Source organism: Exiguobacterium sp. 8A (genome assembly GCF_902506275.1).
GTDB lineage: Bacteria > Bacillota > Bacilli > Exiguobacteriales > Exiguobacteriaceae > Exiguobacterium > Exiguobacterium profundum.
In genome coordinates this window covers 1,229,816-1,244,926 of record NZ_LR733630.1, presented here as the reverse complement: position 1 = coordinate 1,244,926, position 15,111 = coordinate 1,229,816, and the positions used below count along the sequence as shown (strand labels likewise).

The following is a 15,111-nucleotide window of genomic DNA, read 5'->3' as shown; positions in this document are numbered from 1 at the left end:
GAGTATCCGTCATGGGTACTCTTTTTTGCATACAAAAAGGACACCCGCAAGGATGCCCTTTCGTCTTATACTTCAAGTTTTGAAGGTTTGAATGCCATTGTGGCTTCGACTGCGTGTTGCCATCCTTTGTAGAGAGCCTCACGATGAGACTCGTCCATGTTCGGATCGAATTTCTTGTCGAGCTTCCACTGGTCTTTGACTTCGGCTTGGTCTTTCCAGAATCCAACGGCGAGACCTGCCAAGTAGGCAGCACCGAGTGCAGTCGTTTCACTCACTTCAGGACGTTCGACCGGAACGTTGAGAATGTCCGATTGGAACTGCATGAGGAAGTTGTTGCTGACGGCCCCACCATCGACGCGGAGCGTCTTCAAGTTGATGCCTGAATCACTCTCCATCGACGTGAGGACGTCACGTGTCTGGTAAGCGAGTGACTCGATTGTCGCACGGACCAACTGTTCTTTCTCTGTCCCACGCGTGAGACCGAAGATGGCACCACGGACGTCAGAGTTCCAATACGGGGCACCGAGACCGACGAAGGCCGGAACGACGTAGACACCGTCAGTTGATTCGATCCGTGTCGCATACTGTTCCGAGTCTTTCGCTGATTTCAACATCCGCAATCCGTCACGGAGCCACTGGATCGCCGAACCGGCGACGAAGATCGAACCTTCGAGCGCGTATTCTACTTTCCCGTTATAGCCCCAAGCGATTGTCGTCAAGAGACCGTGATCAGATTTGACGGCTTCTTCTCCCGTGTTCATGAGCATGAAACAACCTGTTCCATACGTGTTTTTCGCCTCACCTTTTTCGAAGCAAGTTTGTCCGAACAAGGCGGCCTGTTGGTCACCTGCAGCTCCGGCAATCGGGACTTCGAATCCGAAGAAGTGGTATGGAATCGTGTTCGCATAGACTTCACTTGACGGTTTGACTTCAGGAAGCATTGATTTAGGCACTGTCAAGATGTCGAGTAACTCGTCATCCCACTTCTGCTCGTAGATGTTGTACATGAGTGTACGCGATGCGTTCGAGTAATCGGTTACGTGTGCTTTTCCACCAGAGAGTTTCCAGATGAGCCACGTGTCGATTGTCCCGAAGAGGAGTTCGCCGTTCTCAGCTTTTTCACGTGCACCCTCGACGTTGTCAAGAATCCATTTGACTTTCGTTCCTGAGAAGTAGGCATCGATGAGGAGACCTGTTTTGTCGCGGACCATATCGGAATGACCGGCTGCTTTCAGCTCTTCACAGATGTCAGCGGTTTGACGGGATTGCCAGACAACGGCGTTATAGACAGGGCGTCCTGTTTCCTTTTCCCAAACGACAGCTGTTTCACGTTGGTTTGTGATCCCGATTCCAGCAATCTCATTCGGGTCGATATCAGCAGAACCGAACGCTTCCGCCATAACAGCGAGGACAGAGCCCCAAATCTCATTGGCGTTGTGCTCGACCCAGCCTGGTTTTGGGAAGTATTGTTTGAATTCGCGCTGTGCGACTGTGACAATTTTTCCATCATGATCAAAGATGATTGCCCGTGAACTTGTCGTTCCTTGGTCCAATGCTAAAATATAACGTTTTTCTTTCGCCATATGTGATTTCCTCCTTCAAAATTATGTGTTAAGGGACGAGAATACCGTAGATGAGTGCGGCAATAATCGCACCGATAATCGGACCGACGACAGGGATCCATGAATAACCCCAATCTGAGGACCCTTTTCCTTTAATTGGAAGGAATGCGTGTGCGATACGTGGCCCAAGGTCACGTGCCGGGTTGATCGCATATCCCGTCGTACCACCGAGCGAAAGACCAATCGATACAATCAAGAAACCAACGATGAGTGGATTGAGTCCGTCTGCAAATGTGTTTGCCCCGAATGACAACAATGCAAAGACAAGGACGAATGTTCCGATAATCTCACCAATCAAGTTGTACGGCGTGCTTCGAATACCTGGAGCTGTCGAGAACGTCGCCAGTTTTAAACCAGGATCGTCTGTCGCATCATAGTGCGGCTTGTAGTGGACATAAACCAAACATGCCCCGATGATGGCTCCAATAAACTGAGCGAGGATATAAAGTGGGACATCAGCCCATGGGAATTCGCCTGCTGTCGCAAGACCAATCGTGACGGCAGGGTTGATGTGAGCGCCTCCGTAAATTCCGGCTGCGTAGACCCCGACCATAACGGCAAGACCCCAACCCATTGTGATGACAATCCAGCCAGAGTTTTCCGCTTTGGAATGGCGGAGGACGACGCCGGCGACGACACCGTTACCGAGCAGAATCAATAGCATCGTACCAATAATTTCACTGACAAATGCTGACATGTGATACTCCCCTTTCTCCCTTATGCAATTTGACTTACCACTTCATTATATGCCCAAAATGTAAGCGTTTTAAAACAGTGTTTTTAAAAAATCCTACTTTTTTCCTACAAATGTTCACATTTACAGCTGTAAACTTCACAAAAGAGTTAAGAAGCAGAGCGAAACGTTCACGAAGTGGATGTTTTTTTCGGATATTTCAAGCATTCCAATTTACTAGGGACATAGTCCAATCTGAAAAGTGTAATGCTTTATGCCACAAAAGTGATTCTGTTGAAATCTTGATGTGATGATTTGGATGGAACAAGATGTTTCTTTTGACACAGTAAAGGAAAAAGAAATGAACAATGGATTGAATGAAAAAAAGAAATAAAATGAATTAACCTACAAGCTAATAAGCGAATATTTGTTCGTGTCTATGGTATAATCAAGACACTTATGAAATGAGAAGGTGAGGAGTATCTTATGGAATCGATTCCGTTTGCATTACAATCTGAATTTCAACCAGGAGGCGACCAGCCTGAAGCGATTCGACAGCTTGTCGAAGGTGTAAATCGAGGTGACCGGTATCAGACGCTCCTCGGTGCAACGGGTACGGGTAAAACGTTTACCGTCTCGAACGTCATTCAAGAAGTAAAGAAGCCGACACTCGTTCTCGCCCATAACAAGACGCTCGCCGGTCAGCTCTACTCGGAGTTCAAAGAGTTCTTCCCGAACAACGCGGTCGAGTACTTCGTCAGTTACTATGACTACTATCAACCGGAAGCGTACGTGCCGTCGACGGATACGTTCATTGAGAAGGATGCTTCAATCAATGATGAAATCGATAAGCTGCGTCACTCAGCGACGTCGGCTCTCTTTGAGCGCGATGACGTCATCATCGTCGCATCTGTCTCCTGTATTTATGGTCTCGGTAACCCGGAAGAATATCGGAGCCTCGTCTTGAGCCTTCGCGTCGGGAAAGAGATGGGACGTGACGAGATGTTACGTAAACTCATCGACATTCAATATGAACGAAACGATATCGATTTCCAGCGTGGACGTTTCCGTGTCCGCGGGGACGTCGTCGAGATCTTTCCAGCATCGCGTGACGAACACTGCATGCGCATCGAGTTCTTCGGAGACGAGATCGACCGCATCCGTGAGATGGATCCGTTGACGGGTGAAATCATCGCAGACCGTGATCACGTCGCCATCTTCCCGGCATCCCACTTCGTCACACGCGACGAAAAATTGCAAAAGGCAATCGTCAACATCGAAGCGGAACTTGAGGAACAACTTGAGAAGTTCCGCGAAGAAGGGAAGCTCTTAGAAGCGCAACGACTCGAGCAACGAACGCATTACGATTTGGAAATGATGCGTGAGATGGGGTATTGTTCAGGAATCGAGAACTATTCGCGACACTTGAACTTGATGCCTGAAGGTTCAACCCCGTACACGTTAATCGATTACTTCCCGGAAGATTTTTTACTCGTTGCCGATGAGTCGCACGTGACGCTCCCGCAAGTACGCGGGATGTACAACGGGGATCAGGCACGGAAACAAGTGCTCGTTGACCATGGTTTCCGTCTCCCTTCGGCGAAGGATAACCGTCCGCTCAAGTTCGATGAGTTCGAGAAGAAAGTCTCACAAGCGATTTTCATCTCGGCGACACCAGGTCCGTACGAACTCGAACATACGCCGAACATGATTGAGCAGATCATCCGTCCGACCGGGTTACTTGATCCGACAATCGAGATTCATCCGATCAAAGGTCAGATTGACTACTTGATGGATCAGATTCGCGAACGCATCAAGCGCGACGAGCGCGTGCTCGTGACGACGCTCACGAAGAAGATGGCAGAGGACCTATCCGATTACTTACGCGAAGCGGGAATCAAGGTCAACTATATGCACTCCGAAATCAAGACGCTCGAGCGAATCGAAATCATTCGTGACCTTCGTCTCGGTAAATATGACGTGCTCGTCGGAATCAACTTGTTGCGGGAGGGTCTCGATATTCCAGAGGTCAGTCTCGTGACGATTCTCGATGCCGATAAGGAAGGATTCCTTCGTTCAGATCGTTCGCTCATCCAGACGATTGGACGAGCGGCGCGTAACGCGAACGGACATGTCATCCTGTTCGCGGACAAGATGACCGACTCGATGGCGCGTGCCATCGAAGAGACGGATCGTCGTCGGTCGATTCAACAGGCTTATAATGAAGAACATGGCATCACCCCGCAGACGATTCGAAAGGACGTCCGAGGGGTCATTCGGGCGACGGTCGAGGCGGAAGAGGAAGCACTCGAATCGCTCAGTACGATGAAGCCGGCCGAACGCGAGGCGGCGATTGCCAAGTTGGAAGAAGAAATGAAGCAAGCGGCACGCGATCTCCAGTTCGAACGCGCGGCCGAATTGCGTGACTTAATCTTGGAGTTGAAGGTAGGGAATTAAATGGCTGAAAAGAAAAATGCGATTGTCATCAAAGGGGCACGCGTCAACAATTTAAAAAATATTGACATCGATATCCCACGTGACCAGCTCGTCGTCTTGACGGGCTTGTCCGGCTCCGGGAAATCGTCACTTGCGTTCGATACGATTTATGCGGAAGGACAGCGTCGCTACGTCGAGAGCTTATCCGCCTATGCCCGTCAGTTCCTTGGACAGATGGATAAGCCAGACGTCGATACGATTGAAGGACTTAGCCCGGCCATCTCGATTGACCAGAAGACGACGAGTCGTAACCCGCGTTCGACGGTCGGGACGGTGACCGAGATTTATGATTACCTTCGTCTATTGTTTGCACGAATCGGGAAACCGGTCTGTCCGAACCACGGCATCGAGATCTCGAGTCAAACGATTTCACAGATGGTCGACCAGGTGATGGAGTTGCCGGAGCGGACACGACTCCAGATTTTGGCGCCAATCGTGTCAGGTCGGAAAGGGACGCACGTGAAAGTATTCGACTCGTTAAAGAAAGAGGGATTCGTCCGTGTCCGTGTCAATGGTGAAACGATTGAATTGACGGATGAGATTGAGCTCGATAAAAACAAGAAGCATTCGATTGAAGTCGTCGTCGACCGCCTCGTCGTCCGACCTGACGTCGAAGGGCGCCTCGCCGACTCACTCGAGACGGCATTACGTCTTGCGGACGGCCGTGTCATTATCGATAAGATGGATGGCACCGAGCTTCTCTTCAGTGAGCATCACGCCTGTCCGATCTGCGGGTTCTCCATCGGCGAACTCGAACCTCGGATGTTCTCATTCAACTCGCCATTCGGTGCATGTCCGACGTGTGATGGTCTTGGGACGAAACTAGACGTCGACCCAGAACTCGTCATCCCGGACCCGTCGAAGACGTTGAAAGAGGGGGCGATTGCCGCATGGCAACCGACAAGTTCCCAGTACTATCCACAACTTTTGGCTGCGATGTGCCAGCATTTCAACATCGACATGGACGTGCCGTTCGAGCGCCTATCAAAACGTGATCAGGACCTCGTCTTGAACGGATCTTCGGAGGAATCGTTCCTCTTCCGCTACGAGAACGACTTCGGTCAAGTGCGGACGAATACCATTTTCTTTGAAGGGGTGCTCCGTAACATCGAGCGCCGTTACCGGGAGACGACATCCGACTATATCCGTGAGCAGATGGAAATGTACATGGCGACACATGCGTGTCCGACATGTCACGGCTATCGCTTGAAAGAAGAGTCGCTCGCCGTCAAGATCACGGGTCAGCACGTCGGGCAAGTGACGGAGAAATCGGTCGTGAACGCACTCGCGTTCTTTGAAGGACTCAACGAGCAGTTGAGCGAGAAAGAGATCGCCATCGCCCGTCTCATCCTCCAAGAGATTCGGGAACGACTCAGTTTTTTGAATAACGTCGGTCTCGACTACTTGACGCTCTCTCGTGCCGCTGGAACACTCTCGGGTGGGGAGGCGCAGCGGATTCGTCTCGCGACACAAATTGGGTCTCGTCTCACGGGTGTTTTGTATGTCCTTGACGAACCATCCATCGGTCTTCATCAACGTGATAACGACCGGTTGATTTCGACCCTCAAACAGATGCGGGACATCGGCAACACGCTCATCGTCGTCGAGCATGACGAGGACACGATGATGGAAGCCGACTACTTGATCGATATCGGACCAGGCGCAGGAGAACATGGCGGACAGGTCATTGCGGCCGGGACGCCGAAACAACTGATGAAAAATAAAAACTCGCTCACCGGTCAATATCTTGCTGGGAAGAAGTTCATCCCACTTCCGGCTGAACGGAAGATGCCAGACGAACGTTTCTTAAAGATCGTCAAAGCAGAAGAGAACAACCTAAAAGACGTCGACGTTTCCATTCCACTCGGGATGTTCGTTGCCGTAACAGGGGTCTCGGGATCGGGTAAATCGACCCTCATCAATGAGATTCTCTATAAATCGCTCGCGCACAATATGAACCGGGCCAAAGCGAAGCCAGGCAAGCACAAGAAGATTGAAGGACTTGAGCATATCGATAAGGTCATCGATATCGACCAATCCCCGATCGGACGGACCCCTCGTTCGAACCCGGCCACGTATACGGGTGTCTTTGATGATATTCGTGACGTCTTCGCCTCGACGAATGAAGCGAAGATGCGCGGCTACAAGAAGGGACGTTTCAGTTTCAACGTTAAAGGTGGGCGCTGTGAAGCATGTCGTGGGGATGGGATCATCAAAATCGAGATGCACTTCCTTCCTGACGTCTACGTTCCGTGTGAGGTCTGTCACGGGAAACGCTATAATCGTGAAACGCTCGAAGTGAAGTACAAAGGGAAGACGATCGCAGACGTCCTTGATATGACGATTGAGGAAGGACTCGAATTCTTTGACAAGATTCCGAAAATCAAGCGGAAGATTCAAACGATTTATGACGTCGGTCTTGGCTATATGAAACTCGGTCAGCCGGCGACGGAACTTTCGGGTGGGGAAGCCCAGCGTGTCAAACTCGCTTCGGAACTTCATAAACGGTCGACCGGGAAAACGATTTATATTCTGGACGAACCGACGACCGGTCTTCACGTCGACGACATCGCGCGCTTGTTGAAAGTGTTGCAACGTCTTGTCGAGAACGGGGACACGGTGCTTGTCATCGAGCATAACCTCGATGTCATCAAGTCGGCCGATTATTTGATTGACCTCGGACCAGAGGGTGGAGATGGTGGCGGACTCATCGTCGCAACGGGGACACCAGAAGAAGTCGCGGAAGTGTCAGGCTCGTATACCGGTAAGTATTTGAAGCCGGTTCTCGAACGAGATGCAGCCCGAGTGAAACCGAAAGCAGGAAAAAAGAAATAAGTATAGAAATGGTGAGAAACGGGAAGGTAATTGACGTGCAACCAAATTGAAGGGGGAAAACGAACGTGAAACAAGAAATGCGTGAACTGATTCTCCAGCAAGTGAAGGAAGGCAAGATGACGATCGAGGAGGCGATGACGCAACTCGAACGTCTCGAGCGACTTGAACCGGAACAGGTTCAAGCGCTTGAAGAGCGACAGGATACAGAAAAGGTCGATGCCTATTCGGTTGAATCGCTCACAACGAAACTGACATCTGCAGTGGAAGGGCTCGTGACGAAACTTCGCGACAGCGACTTTTCATTCAGCTCGAACTTTGGTCCGGAAGTGACTTATTCGAAGTCGTTCCCGTTCACAGGTAGCGATATCTCGCTCGACCTGTTCAACGCGTCGGCGACAATTGTTTCGTCTGATGCCGAAGATTGTGAACTGATTGTCACGGGTCGTCCGCTTCGCCAACAAGACGCGGATAAGGCGCTCGAACAGTTACAGTCTGCGGTTAAGCACTCTGTCATTGGTGATCGTCTCGTCGTTTCGCTCCGTGATAAACTCGTCCGGGCCCACGTGGAACTGTACGTCCCGCACCACCATTTCAACCATCTTCTTGTTCAAACGTTGAACGGTGAAGTCCGTGCCGATGGTCTCGATGTCGAGAACGTTCGTGTGCAAACCGCAAACGGGCGTGTCGTGCTCCATGACGTGCATGCATCCGAACTATTACTGAACACTGGGAATGGGACGGTCGAGGTCGAAGGTGTCGAAGCGGAACTCGTTCACGTTCGGACCGGAAACGGTGCCGTCATCGTCGGTGGGAAGTACGATAAAGCCTCCCTCAAGACCGGGAACGGAAACATCCGCGCGGAACTGGCGACAGCTCGTCCTGCGAAGTTTGAACTCGCGTCACTCGCCGGGAACATTCGACTCGTGTTACCACACGGCGTCGAGGTCGAAGGGGAGCTCGAGACGAACTTCGGTGGTCTGCATTGCTTGCTTGATGAGCTCGAAATCATCCGTGACCGCAAGGACGTCGCACAGCGTCGTCTAGAATTCTTATCAGGTCGCGGTCAAACCCCTCGTATCGAAGTCGAGGCGGGGACGCGTACCGGTACAATCGATTTGGAGCACGGTTCGGTCTATACGCCATCCACATTCCTCGATGAAGATAAAGTGGAACCGGCTGATCCGGTCGATCCTGTCGACCCGGGCGATTTGAACAATCCGTTCCATCAACAATAAGAAAATCCCGAAGGCTCAGCCTTCGGGATTTTTTGATTATAGATTCATTTCGTACTCCATCTGTTGCCAATCCATCATCTGTGTATCAAACAGAGTGAAGGCGCTGATAGCAAACACGATGAAGAGGATCGGTCCGGCAATCAAGAGAATGATTCCAAGAAGGCGCATCGACTTCGAGCGATTCCAATAGAAGATGATGGCGACAATCATGGAGATGAGCGCTCCGGACAAGAAGAATCCGATTATGTTCAAGATGAACAAGAGCAAGATCGTCTCGTTTTTCGTCGCAGCATATTCTTTCCACATATCGATTAACGATTTGATGATGTAAACGAGGGACCCAATTCCAATCACTAGCGCAAATAAGATGACAATTCCAAATAAACCTTCCATTATTCCACCTCCTAGTTAGCCTATACCCTACATACGAACGGTGTAATAGGATGGTTTCAACAATTTTTTGACACGTTCTTCATCACTTCCCTAGCCCGTCTTAGAAAGAGCTATGATACAATAATGAGCGTGAAAGGGGCAGATACTGATGCAAAATATCGTACGTACCGCTCAAGTTGTTGAGCGTTTTAAACTTCAAGTCATTGCGGGAGAGGAAGGACTTCATCGACCGGTCGCAACACCCGACCTGAGTCGACCGGGTCTCGTCCTTGCTGGCTATTATACGCACTATGCCAAAAACCGCCTGCAAGTGCTTGGGAAGACGGAGTTGACATTCTATGCGAGCCTCTCGGAAGAGAAGCGTCGTGAACGAGCTAAAATCTTGTGTACGGAACAGACGCCAGGAATTTTAATCACGCGTGGCTTCGATATTCCAAAAGAAATCGAAGAAGAGGCGGAAGCGGCAAACGTTCCTCTCATGCGGACGAATGCGGTGACAACATCGATCGAATCACAAATTACGAACTTCCTAGAGATGGAACTAGCACCGATGACGGCGATGCACGGTGTGCTCGTCGATATTTACGGTGTTGGTGTCCTCATCAAGGGCCAGAGTGGTGTCGGGAAATCTGAGACGGCACTTGAACTCGTCAAACGGGGGCACCGCCTCGTCGCCGATGATTCAGTCGAGATTCGTCAAACGGGGGACCAGCTCCTCGTCGGATCAGCACCGAAGCTCATTCGTCACCTGCTCGAGATTCGTGGGATTGGCATCATCGACGTCATGACGTTGTTCGGTGCGGGTGCGGTTCGGTCGCATAAAAAGATCAGTCTCATCGTCAACTTGGAGAACTGGGACGCGGGCAAAGTATACGACCGTGTCGGACTCGACCACAACACGATGAAAATCATCGACAGTGAAGTTCCGCTCTTGACCATCCCCGTTCGACCTGGTCGAAACTTGGCAGTCATCATCGAGGTCGCAGCGATGAACTATCGTCTGCAAAATATGGGAATCAATACGGCTGAAGAGTTCGCGGAACGTCTCGCGAACGCGATTCAGGATACTGAAGGAGACTTGTGAGCATGGTAGAACCGACATTTGATCGTGTGGCGTTTGAGATTGGCTCTTTGCCAATCTATTGGTACGGCATGATTATCGCCTTCGGGGCGATGCTTGGTCTCGTCCTCGCCTTATACGAAGCAAAACGTATCAATTATGATTCGGAACGACTCGTGGATGTCGTCATCTGGTCGATTCCGATCAGCATCGTCTTCGCGCGCATTTATTACGTGACGTTCCAATGGGATTATTATTCAGAGAACCTCGGACAAATCATCGACATTCGTCAAGGTGGGATTGCCATTCATGGAGCCATCTTCGGTGCTCTCCTTGTCGTCATCGTCTATTGTATGCGAAAGTCGATGTCGTTCTGGAAAGTGACGGACATCTTGGCGCCATCGCTTCTTCTTGGACAAGCCATTGGGCGTTGGGGAAACTTTATGAACCAAGAGGCACATGGTGGCGAGACGACGCGTAGTTTCTTACAAGATACGCTCATGTTACCAGACTGGATCGTCAATCAGATGTACATCGATGGGACTTATTATATCCCGACCTTCTTATATGAAAGTGTATGGAATATCATCGGGGTCATCCTTCTCGTCGCGTGGCGCATGATTGGCAATCCACGACGTGGGTATATCTTCTTGTCATACCTCGTCTGGTACTCAATCGGTCGCTTCTATATCGAGGGACTTCGTACGGACAGTCTCATGTCAGGAGATTTGCGTGCGGCGCAAATGGTGTCAATCGCCTTGATCCTCTTCGGTATCGTCACGATGATTCTTCGTCGCAAGGCGAAACGTTACAACGACCCATCAGAGAAAGGATTGTTTGATTAATGGATACGATCTTATTTGATTTAGACGGTACATTACTCGATACGAACCCACTCATTATCGCGAGTTTCCGCCATACTTTCGACTATTATTTCCCGGAACATACGTATCGGGATGAAGACATTTATCGATTCATCGGACCGACGCTCGAAAAGTCGTTCCGTGAACTCAACGAGCCGGAATGGAAAGAGATGCAAGCCTTCTATCGGAGCTTCAACATCGCCATGCATGACCAACTCGTCGCAGAGTACCCAGGAGTCATCGAGGGGCTATATCGCCTTCATGCGAAAGGATACAAGATGGGCATCGTCACGTCGAAAGGTCGTCCAGTCGTCGAGCGCGGTCTTCGATTGTTCAATATCGACCACTTATTTGACGTCGTCGTGACAGCGGATGATGTCGAGAACGAAAAACCTCACGCTGAACCGGTCGAGCGTGCACTACAAGCACTCGACTCGTCACCAGAACGCGCCGTCATGGTCGGAGACAACGACACGGATATCTTCAGCGGGAAAAATGCCGGAACGAAGACGGTCGCTGTCGGCTGGGCCCTCAAAGGGCGTCCATTCCTCGAATCGCTCGAACCGGACGTCATCATCGACTCGATGGAACATTTCGAGGCGTGGCTAGACGAGGTCAGTATTCATGCGTAAGACGACACGATATCACATCGAGGGACCGAATCCGCTTTGGCAAATGTATCAGACGATTCGCTTTCTGCGTGTCTTCAAAAACACGACGGTCGTTCTGGTCGGTCGTTACTTTCCGTCGGTGAAGGCAAAGCGTTGGCTTTACCAGACGTTCCTCGGGATGAATATCGGAGAATATAGTGCCCTTGCTCTCATGGTCACACCGGACGTCATGTTCCCGGAACGTATCACGATTGGTCGCAATACGGTCATCGGATTCAATTCGACGATCCTCTGTCATGAGTATCTCGTAGACGAGTATCGGATCGGGGACGTCATCATCGGTGATGGCGTATTGATCGGTGCGAACGTTACCATCCTGCCAGGGGTAACCATCGGGGACGGTGCCGTCATCGGCGCGGGCGCGGTCGTGCACCGTGACGTCTTACCAGGAGAGCGGGTCATCGGTTCAAAGCTTCAATCGTTGACACATATTTGACACAATTTTTCGCAAAATGTTTTCATGAGTATTTTGTTCATACAGAATCAATAATACTTGAGCGGTATCACTTTTTTTTAAAGAGATGCCGCTTTTTCATGGATAAATGTACAGAAATGAAGCTATCATATTTTCGTTCAAAAACAATTTTTGAACCTAGTAAAAAATATTCATTATAGAGGGAATATAGTCGCAATTTTTTTTGACTTTTTCAGTTGCCCTCGCTGTTCGAGTGCGGTATTCTTATCCCTGCAACTAAAAAAAGATTTAGAGATGATGTGGAGGATTTAGAATATGGAAGCGAACTATGAAGCAGTAATGACGCTACCCGAACCAGAATCTCCGCTCGCTGCGGAGCTCCACTACTATAGAGGTCGTCGTGCGTTACGTGAAGGTCGCCTGGATGAAGCGACTTTTTTCATGGCTGAAGCGACAGCGGCAGCCACGCATCGCGTCGACTATCATAAACAGTACGCAGAACTGTTATTTGAAGTAGGGGAGGTCTACCACGCCAATGACGTGTGGAAACGAGTATTAGAGCTCGATGAGACCGCAACAGAGGCACTGTATCACTTAGCAAGCAACTGTGCCTATGTCTCTCAATATGAGGAAGCGGCGCACTATGCATCCGAATATCTCGCCCGTGACACGAAAGGTCACTTCACGGAAGCCGTGCAATCCCTTCTTGAACTGATCGAACTCGAACAAGAGTTAGAGGACGAGGAAGAAGACGAATTGATCACGTGGCATACGGAAGCGCAGCGTCAAATCGATAAAGGACGATTGTTTGCGGCAAAGGCGACACTCGAGCGTCTCATCGGTCAATATCCATCGTTTTGGCCAGCATACAACAATCTGTCGGTCGTCAGTTTTTACCTTGGTGATGACCAAGCGGCATTCCGGACGCTCGAATACGTGCTCGACCAAAATCCAGGCAACTTGCATGCGATCTTGAACACGATTCTCTTGCTCCATGAAGCGGGTCAATCGGAAGTGGCCCTGCAGTTGTCGACACCGCTCACACGTGTCCGTCCACTCCAATTTGACTTACGTTATAAATTGGCGACGACACTCGCGCTTGTCGGACATTACGACCGTGCATATGAAGAACTGCGTCTATTGAAAGACCGCGGATTCCGTGGGGACCCATTGTTTGGGCATTGGCTCAGCGTGTCTGCCTATAAGACAGGACGACTTGAAGAGGCAGCCACCTACTTGAACAATGAAGAGATGAAACAGTTTGAAGAGAAACAAAGCTTCGACATCCGAGAAAACCTCGAATTTCGTTCGGCGCTCGTCCAAGGATTGCGTCAAGAGAGCGACTTGGCTCGAATCGAGATTATCCGAATCATCGCCAACTTAAAAGATGACGAAGCGTTCGAAGCGCTTGCGCTCACGAATGCGGTGACGGAAAACGAGACGGTCCGTGCGTTCGCAGAGATGTGTCGTGCCGACCTTTGTCAGCAACCGTTCAAAGGAGACGTCCGGATCAAGCGTGCGTTTGATGCGCTCGTCTTGGCTGAAGCACATGTATCAGAAGTGGAACGGATGAGCCTAGAGGGCGACTTCTATGAACGTTTCGCGACGCTTCTGTTGTCTGATGAATCATTCATGGACGTAACGGCATCGGCCGCTGCGCTCGTCTGGATGTTTTATACGAAACGGGACGCATTGATTCTCGAAGATTGTGCGGACGCATTCCATCTCTCGGTCGACACGTTGACAGAGACGGTCCGTTCGTTCAAACGGACACTCGAACAAGCATAAAGATAGACGATACCCTTACAGGTTTCTTATACTAAAGGCAATCAATTTCTTGCAGAGGTGGAATCAACATGACAGAAGAAAAAATTTATGACGTCATTATCATCGGTGCCGGTCCTGCCGGAATGACCGCTGCGCTATATGCTTCACGAGCGAACCTTTCAACACTTATGATTGAACGCGGGATTCCAGGTGGTCAGATGGCCAACACGGAAGACATCGAGAACTATCCGGGCTATGACAGCATCCTTGGTCCTGACTTGTCTCAAAAAATGTTCGACCATTCGAAAGCGTTCGGTGCGGAGTATGCATATGGGGACGTGCAAAGCATCTCGGATGAAACACAATATAAAATCGTGCATGCGCACAACCGTGACTATAAAGCACGTGCAATCATCCTCGCCTCTGGTGCTCAGTATAAGAAAATCGGCGTACCGGGAGAAGAAGAACTCGGTGGCCGTGGCGTATCGTACTGTGCGGTATGTGACGGAGCGTTCTTCAAAGGGAAAGATTTGTTCGTCATCGGCGGTGGCGACTCGGCTGTTGAAGAAGGTGTCTTCTTGACACGCTTTGCGAACAAGGTGACGATCGTTCACCGTCGCGATGAGCTTCGCGCTCAGAAGATTCTTCAAAAACGTGCGTTCGACAATGAGAAAATCGATTTCATTTGGAACCACACATTGAAAGAAATCACAGAGAAAGACGGGAAAGTTGGTGGAGCTCGTCTCGTCAGCACAGTTGACGGGACAGAGACAGACCACGAGATTGACGGCGTCTTCATCTATATTGGGATGAACCCGATTACAGGATTCGTTCAAGACCTCGGCATCACGAACGAACAAGGTTACATCGTCACGAACGAGGCGATGGAAACGAATATCCCAGGGATTTTCGCGGCCGGTGACGTCCGTGAGAAAACGCTCCGTCAAGTCGTCACAGCGACGAACGACGGGTCGATTGCCGCTCAGAATGCTCAACACTTCATCGAGGGGCTCCTCGAATCGTTGCAAGAACAAAACGCATGATTCAAGAAGGTAGGACTGCGGGGAACCGCGGTCCTTCT

Annotated in this window: 12 protein-coding genes; 9 read left to right on the top strand and 3 right to left on the bottom strand. The window is 50.3% G+C overall.

The window, feature by feature from the left end:
• Positions 1 to 65: 65 nt before the first annotated feature.
• Positions 66 to 1,583 carry a glycerol kinase GlpK gene (gene glpK / locus GVY42_RS06355; RefSeq protein ID WP_159562641.1) on the bottom strand — a complete coding sequence of 506 codons (1,518 nt, stop codon included), beginning with the start codon at positions 1,581 to 1,583 and terminating at the stop codon, positions 66 to 68.
• 28 nt (positions 1,584 to 1,611) lie between these two features.
• Positions 1,612 to 2,319 (bottom strand): MIP/aquaporin family protein, encoded by a 708-nt coding sequence (locus tag GVY42_RS06350; protein ID WP_047795079.1) that lies wholly within the window; start codon positions 2,317 to 2,319, stop codon positions 1,612 to 1,614.
• 462 nt (positions 2,320 to 2,781) lie between these two features.
• On the opposite strand from GVY42_RS06350, the gene uvrB reads away from it, so the two are divergent.
• The 3 genes from uvrB to GVY42_RS06335 all read left to right on the top strand — a co-directional run bounded on the left by uvrB (position 2,782) and on the right by GVY42_RS06335 (position 8,861).
• Positions 2,782 to 4,752, top strand: coding sequence for an excinuclease ABC subunit UvrB (gene uvrB, locus GVY42_RS06345; protein ID WP_047795080.1), 1,971 nt, complete (start codon positions 2,782 to 2,784; stop codon positions 4,750 to 4,752).
• Positions 4,753 to 7,626 (top strand): excinuclease ABC subunit UvrA, encoded by a 2,874-nt coding sequence (gene uvrA, locus GVY42_RS06340; RefSeq protein ID WP_047795081.1) that lies wholly within the window; start codon positions 4,753 to 4,755, stop codon positions 7,624 to 7,626.
• A gap of 65 nt (positions 7,627 to 7,691) precedes the next feature.
• Positions 7,692 to 8,861, top strand: coding sequence for a DUF4097 family beta strand repeat-containing protein (locus tag GVY42_RS06335; RefSeq protein WP_012726931.1), 1,170 nt, complete (start codon positions 7,692 to 7,694; stop codon positions 8,859 to 8,861).
• A 36-nt stretch (positions 8,862 to 8,897) separates the two neighbouring features.
• Here GVY42_RS06335 and GVY42_RS06330 read toward each other — a convergent pair whose 3' ends face one another.
• Positions 8,898 to 9,254 (bottom strand): hypothetical protein, encoded by a 357-nt coding sequence (locus GVY42_RS06330; RefSeq protein WP_159562640.1) that lies wholly within the window; start codon positions 9,252 to 9,254, stop codon positions 8,898 to 8,900.
• Between the two features lie 148 nt (positions 9,255 to 9,402).
• On the opposite strand from GVY42_RS06330, the gene hprK reads away from it, so the two are divergent.
• The 6 genes from hprK to trxB all read left to right on the top strand — a co-directional run bounded on the left by hprK (position 9,403) and on the right by trxB (position 15,073).
• Positions 9,403 to 10,338 carry an HPr(Ser) kinase/phosphatase gene (hprK, locus tag GVY42_RS06325; protein WP_012726929.1) on the top strand — a complete coding sequence of 312 codons (936 nt, stop codon included), beginning with the start codon at positions 9,403 to 9,405 and terminating at the stop codon, positions 10,336 to 10,338.
• Positions 10,339 to 10,340: 2 nt separating this feature from the next.
• On the top strand, positions 10,341 to 11,159 hold the full coding sequence (gene lgt / locus GVY42_RS06320) for a prolipoprotein diacylglyceryl transferase (RefSeq protein ID WP_074036274.1): 819 nt from the start codon (positions 10,341 to 10,343) through the stop codon (positions 11,157 to 11,159).
• Complete coding sequence (ppaX, locus tag GVY42_RS06315; RefSeq protein ID WP_159562639.1) at positions 11,159 to 11,809, top strand: pyrophosphatase PpaX; 651 nt, start codon at positions 11,159 to 11,161, stop codon at positions 11,807 to 11,809. The genes lgt and ppaX overlap by 1 nt, the downstream gene beginning before the upstream one ends.
• On the top strand, positions 11,802 to 12,284 hold the full coding sequence (locus GVY42_RS06310) for a DapH/DapD/GlmU-related protein (protein ID WP_074036278.1): 483 nt from the start codon (positions 11,802 to 11,804) through the stop codon (positions 12,282 to 12,284). The genes ppaX and GVY42_RS06310 overlap by 8 nt, the downstream gene beginning before the upstream one ends.
• 294 nt (positions 12,285 to 12,578) lie before the next feature.
• Positions 12,579 to 14,051 (top strand): lipopolysaccharide assembly protein LapB, encoded by a 1,473-nt coding sequence (locus GVY42_RS06305; protein ID WP_159562638.1) that lies wholly within the window; start codon positions 12,579 to 12,581, stop codon positions 14,049 to 14,051.
• Positions 14,052 to 14,119: 68 nt separating this feature from the next.
• Positions 14,120 to 15,073: a thioredoxin-disulfide reductase gene (gene trxB / locus GVY42_RS06300; protein ID WP_074036283.1), complete on the top strand. Its 954-nt coding sequence runs from the start codon at positions 14,120 to 14,122 to the stop codon at positions 15,071 to 15,073.
• Positions 15,074 to 15,111: the final 38 nt, after the last annotated feature.

Bases quoted from the DNA above. Each gene is read 5' to 3' on its own strand.
- glpK (WP_159562641.1), bottom strand. From the start codon at position 1,583: ATGGCGAAAGAAAAACGTTATATTTTAGCATTGGACCAAGGAACGACA.
- GVY42_RS06350 (WP_047795079.1), bottom strand. From the start codon at position 2,319: ATGTCAGCATTTGTCAGTGAAATTATTGGTACGATGCTATTGATTCTG.
- uvrB (WP_047795080.1), top strand. From the start codon at position 2,782: ATGGAATCGATTCCGTTTGCATTACAATCTGAATTTCAACCAGGAGGC.
- uvrA (WP_047795081.1), top strand. From the start codon at position 4,753: ATGGCTGAAAAGAAAAATGCGATTGTCATCAAAGGGGCACGCGTCAAC.
- GVY42_RS06330 (WP_159562640.1), bottom strand. From the start codon at position 9,254: ATGGAAGGTTTATTTGGAATTGTCATCTTATTTGCGCTAGTGATTGGA.
- hprK (WP_012726929.1), top strand. From the start codon at position 9,403: ATGCAAAATATCGTACGTACCGCTCAAGTTGTTGAGCGTTTTAAACTT.
- lgt (WP_074036274.1), top strand. From the start codon at position 10,341: ATGGTAGAACCGACATTTGATCGTGTGGCGTTTGAGATTGGCTCTTTG.
- ppaX (WP_159562639.1), top strand. From the start codon at position 11,159: ATGGATACGATCTTATTTGATTTAGACGGTACATTACTCGATACGAAC.
- GVY42_RS06310 (WP_074036278.1), top strand. From the start codon at position 11,802: ATGCGTAAGACGACACGATATCACATCGAGGGACCGAATCCGCTTTGG.
- GVY42_RS06305 (WP_159562638.1), top strand. From the start codon at position 12,579: ATGGAAGCGAACTATGAAGCAGTAATGACGCTACCCGAACCAGAATCT.
- trxB (WP_074036283.1), top strand. From the start codon at position 14,120: ATGACAGAAGAAAAAATTTATGACGTCATTATCATCGGTGCCGGTCCT.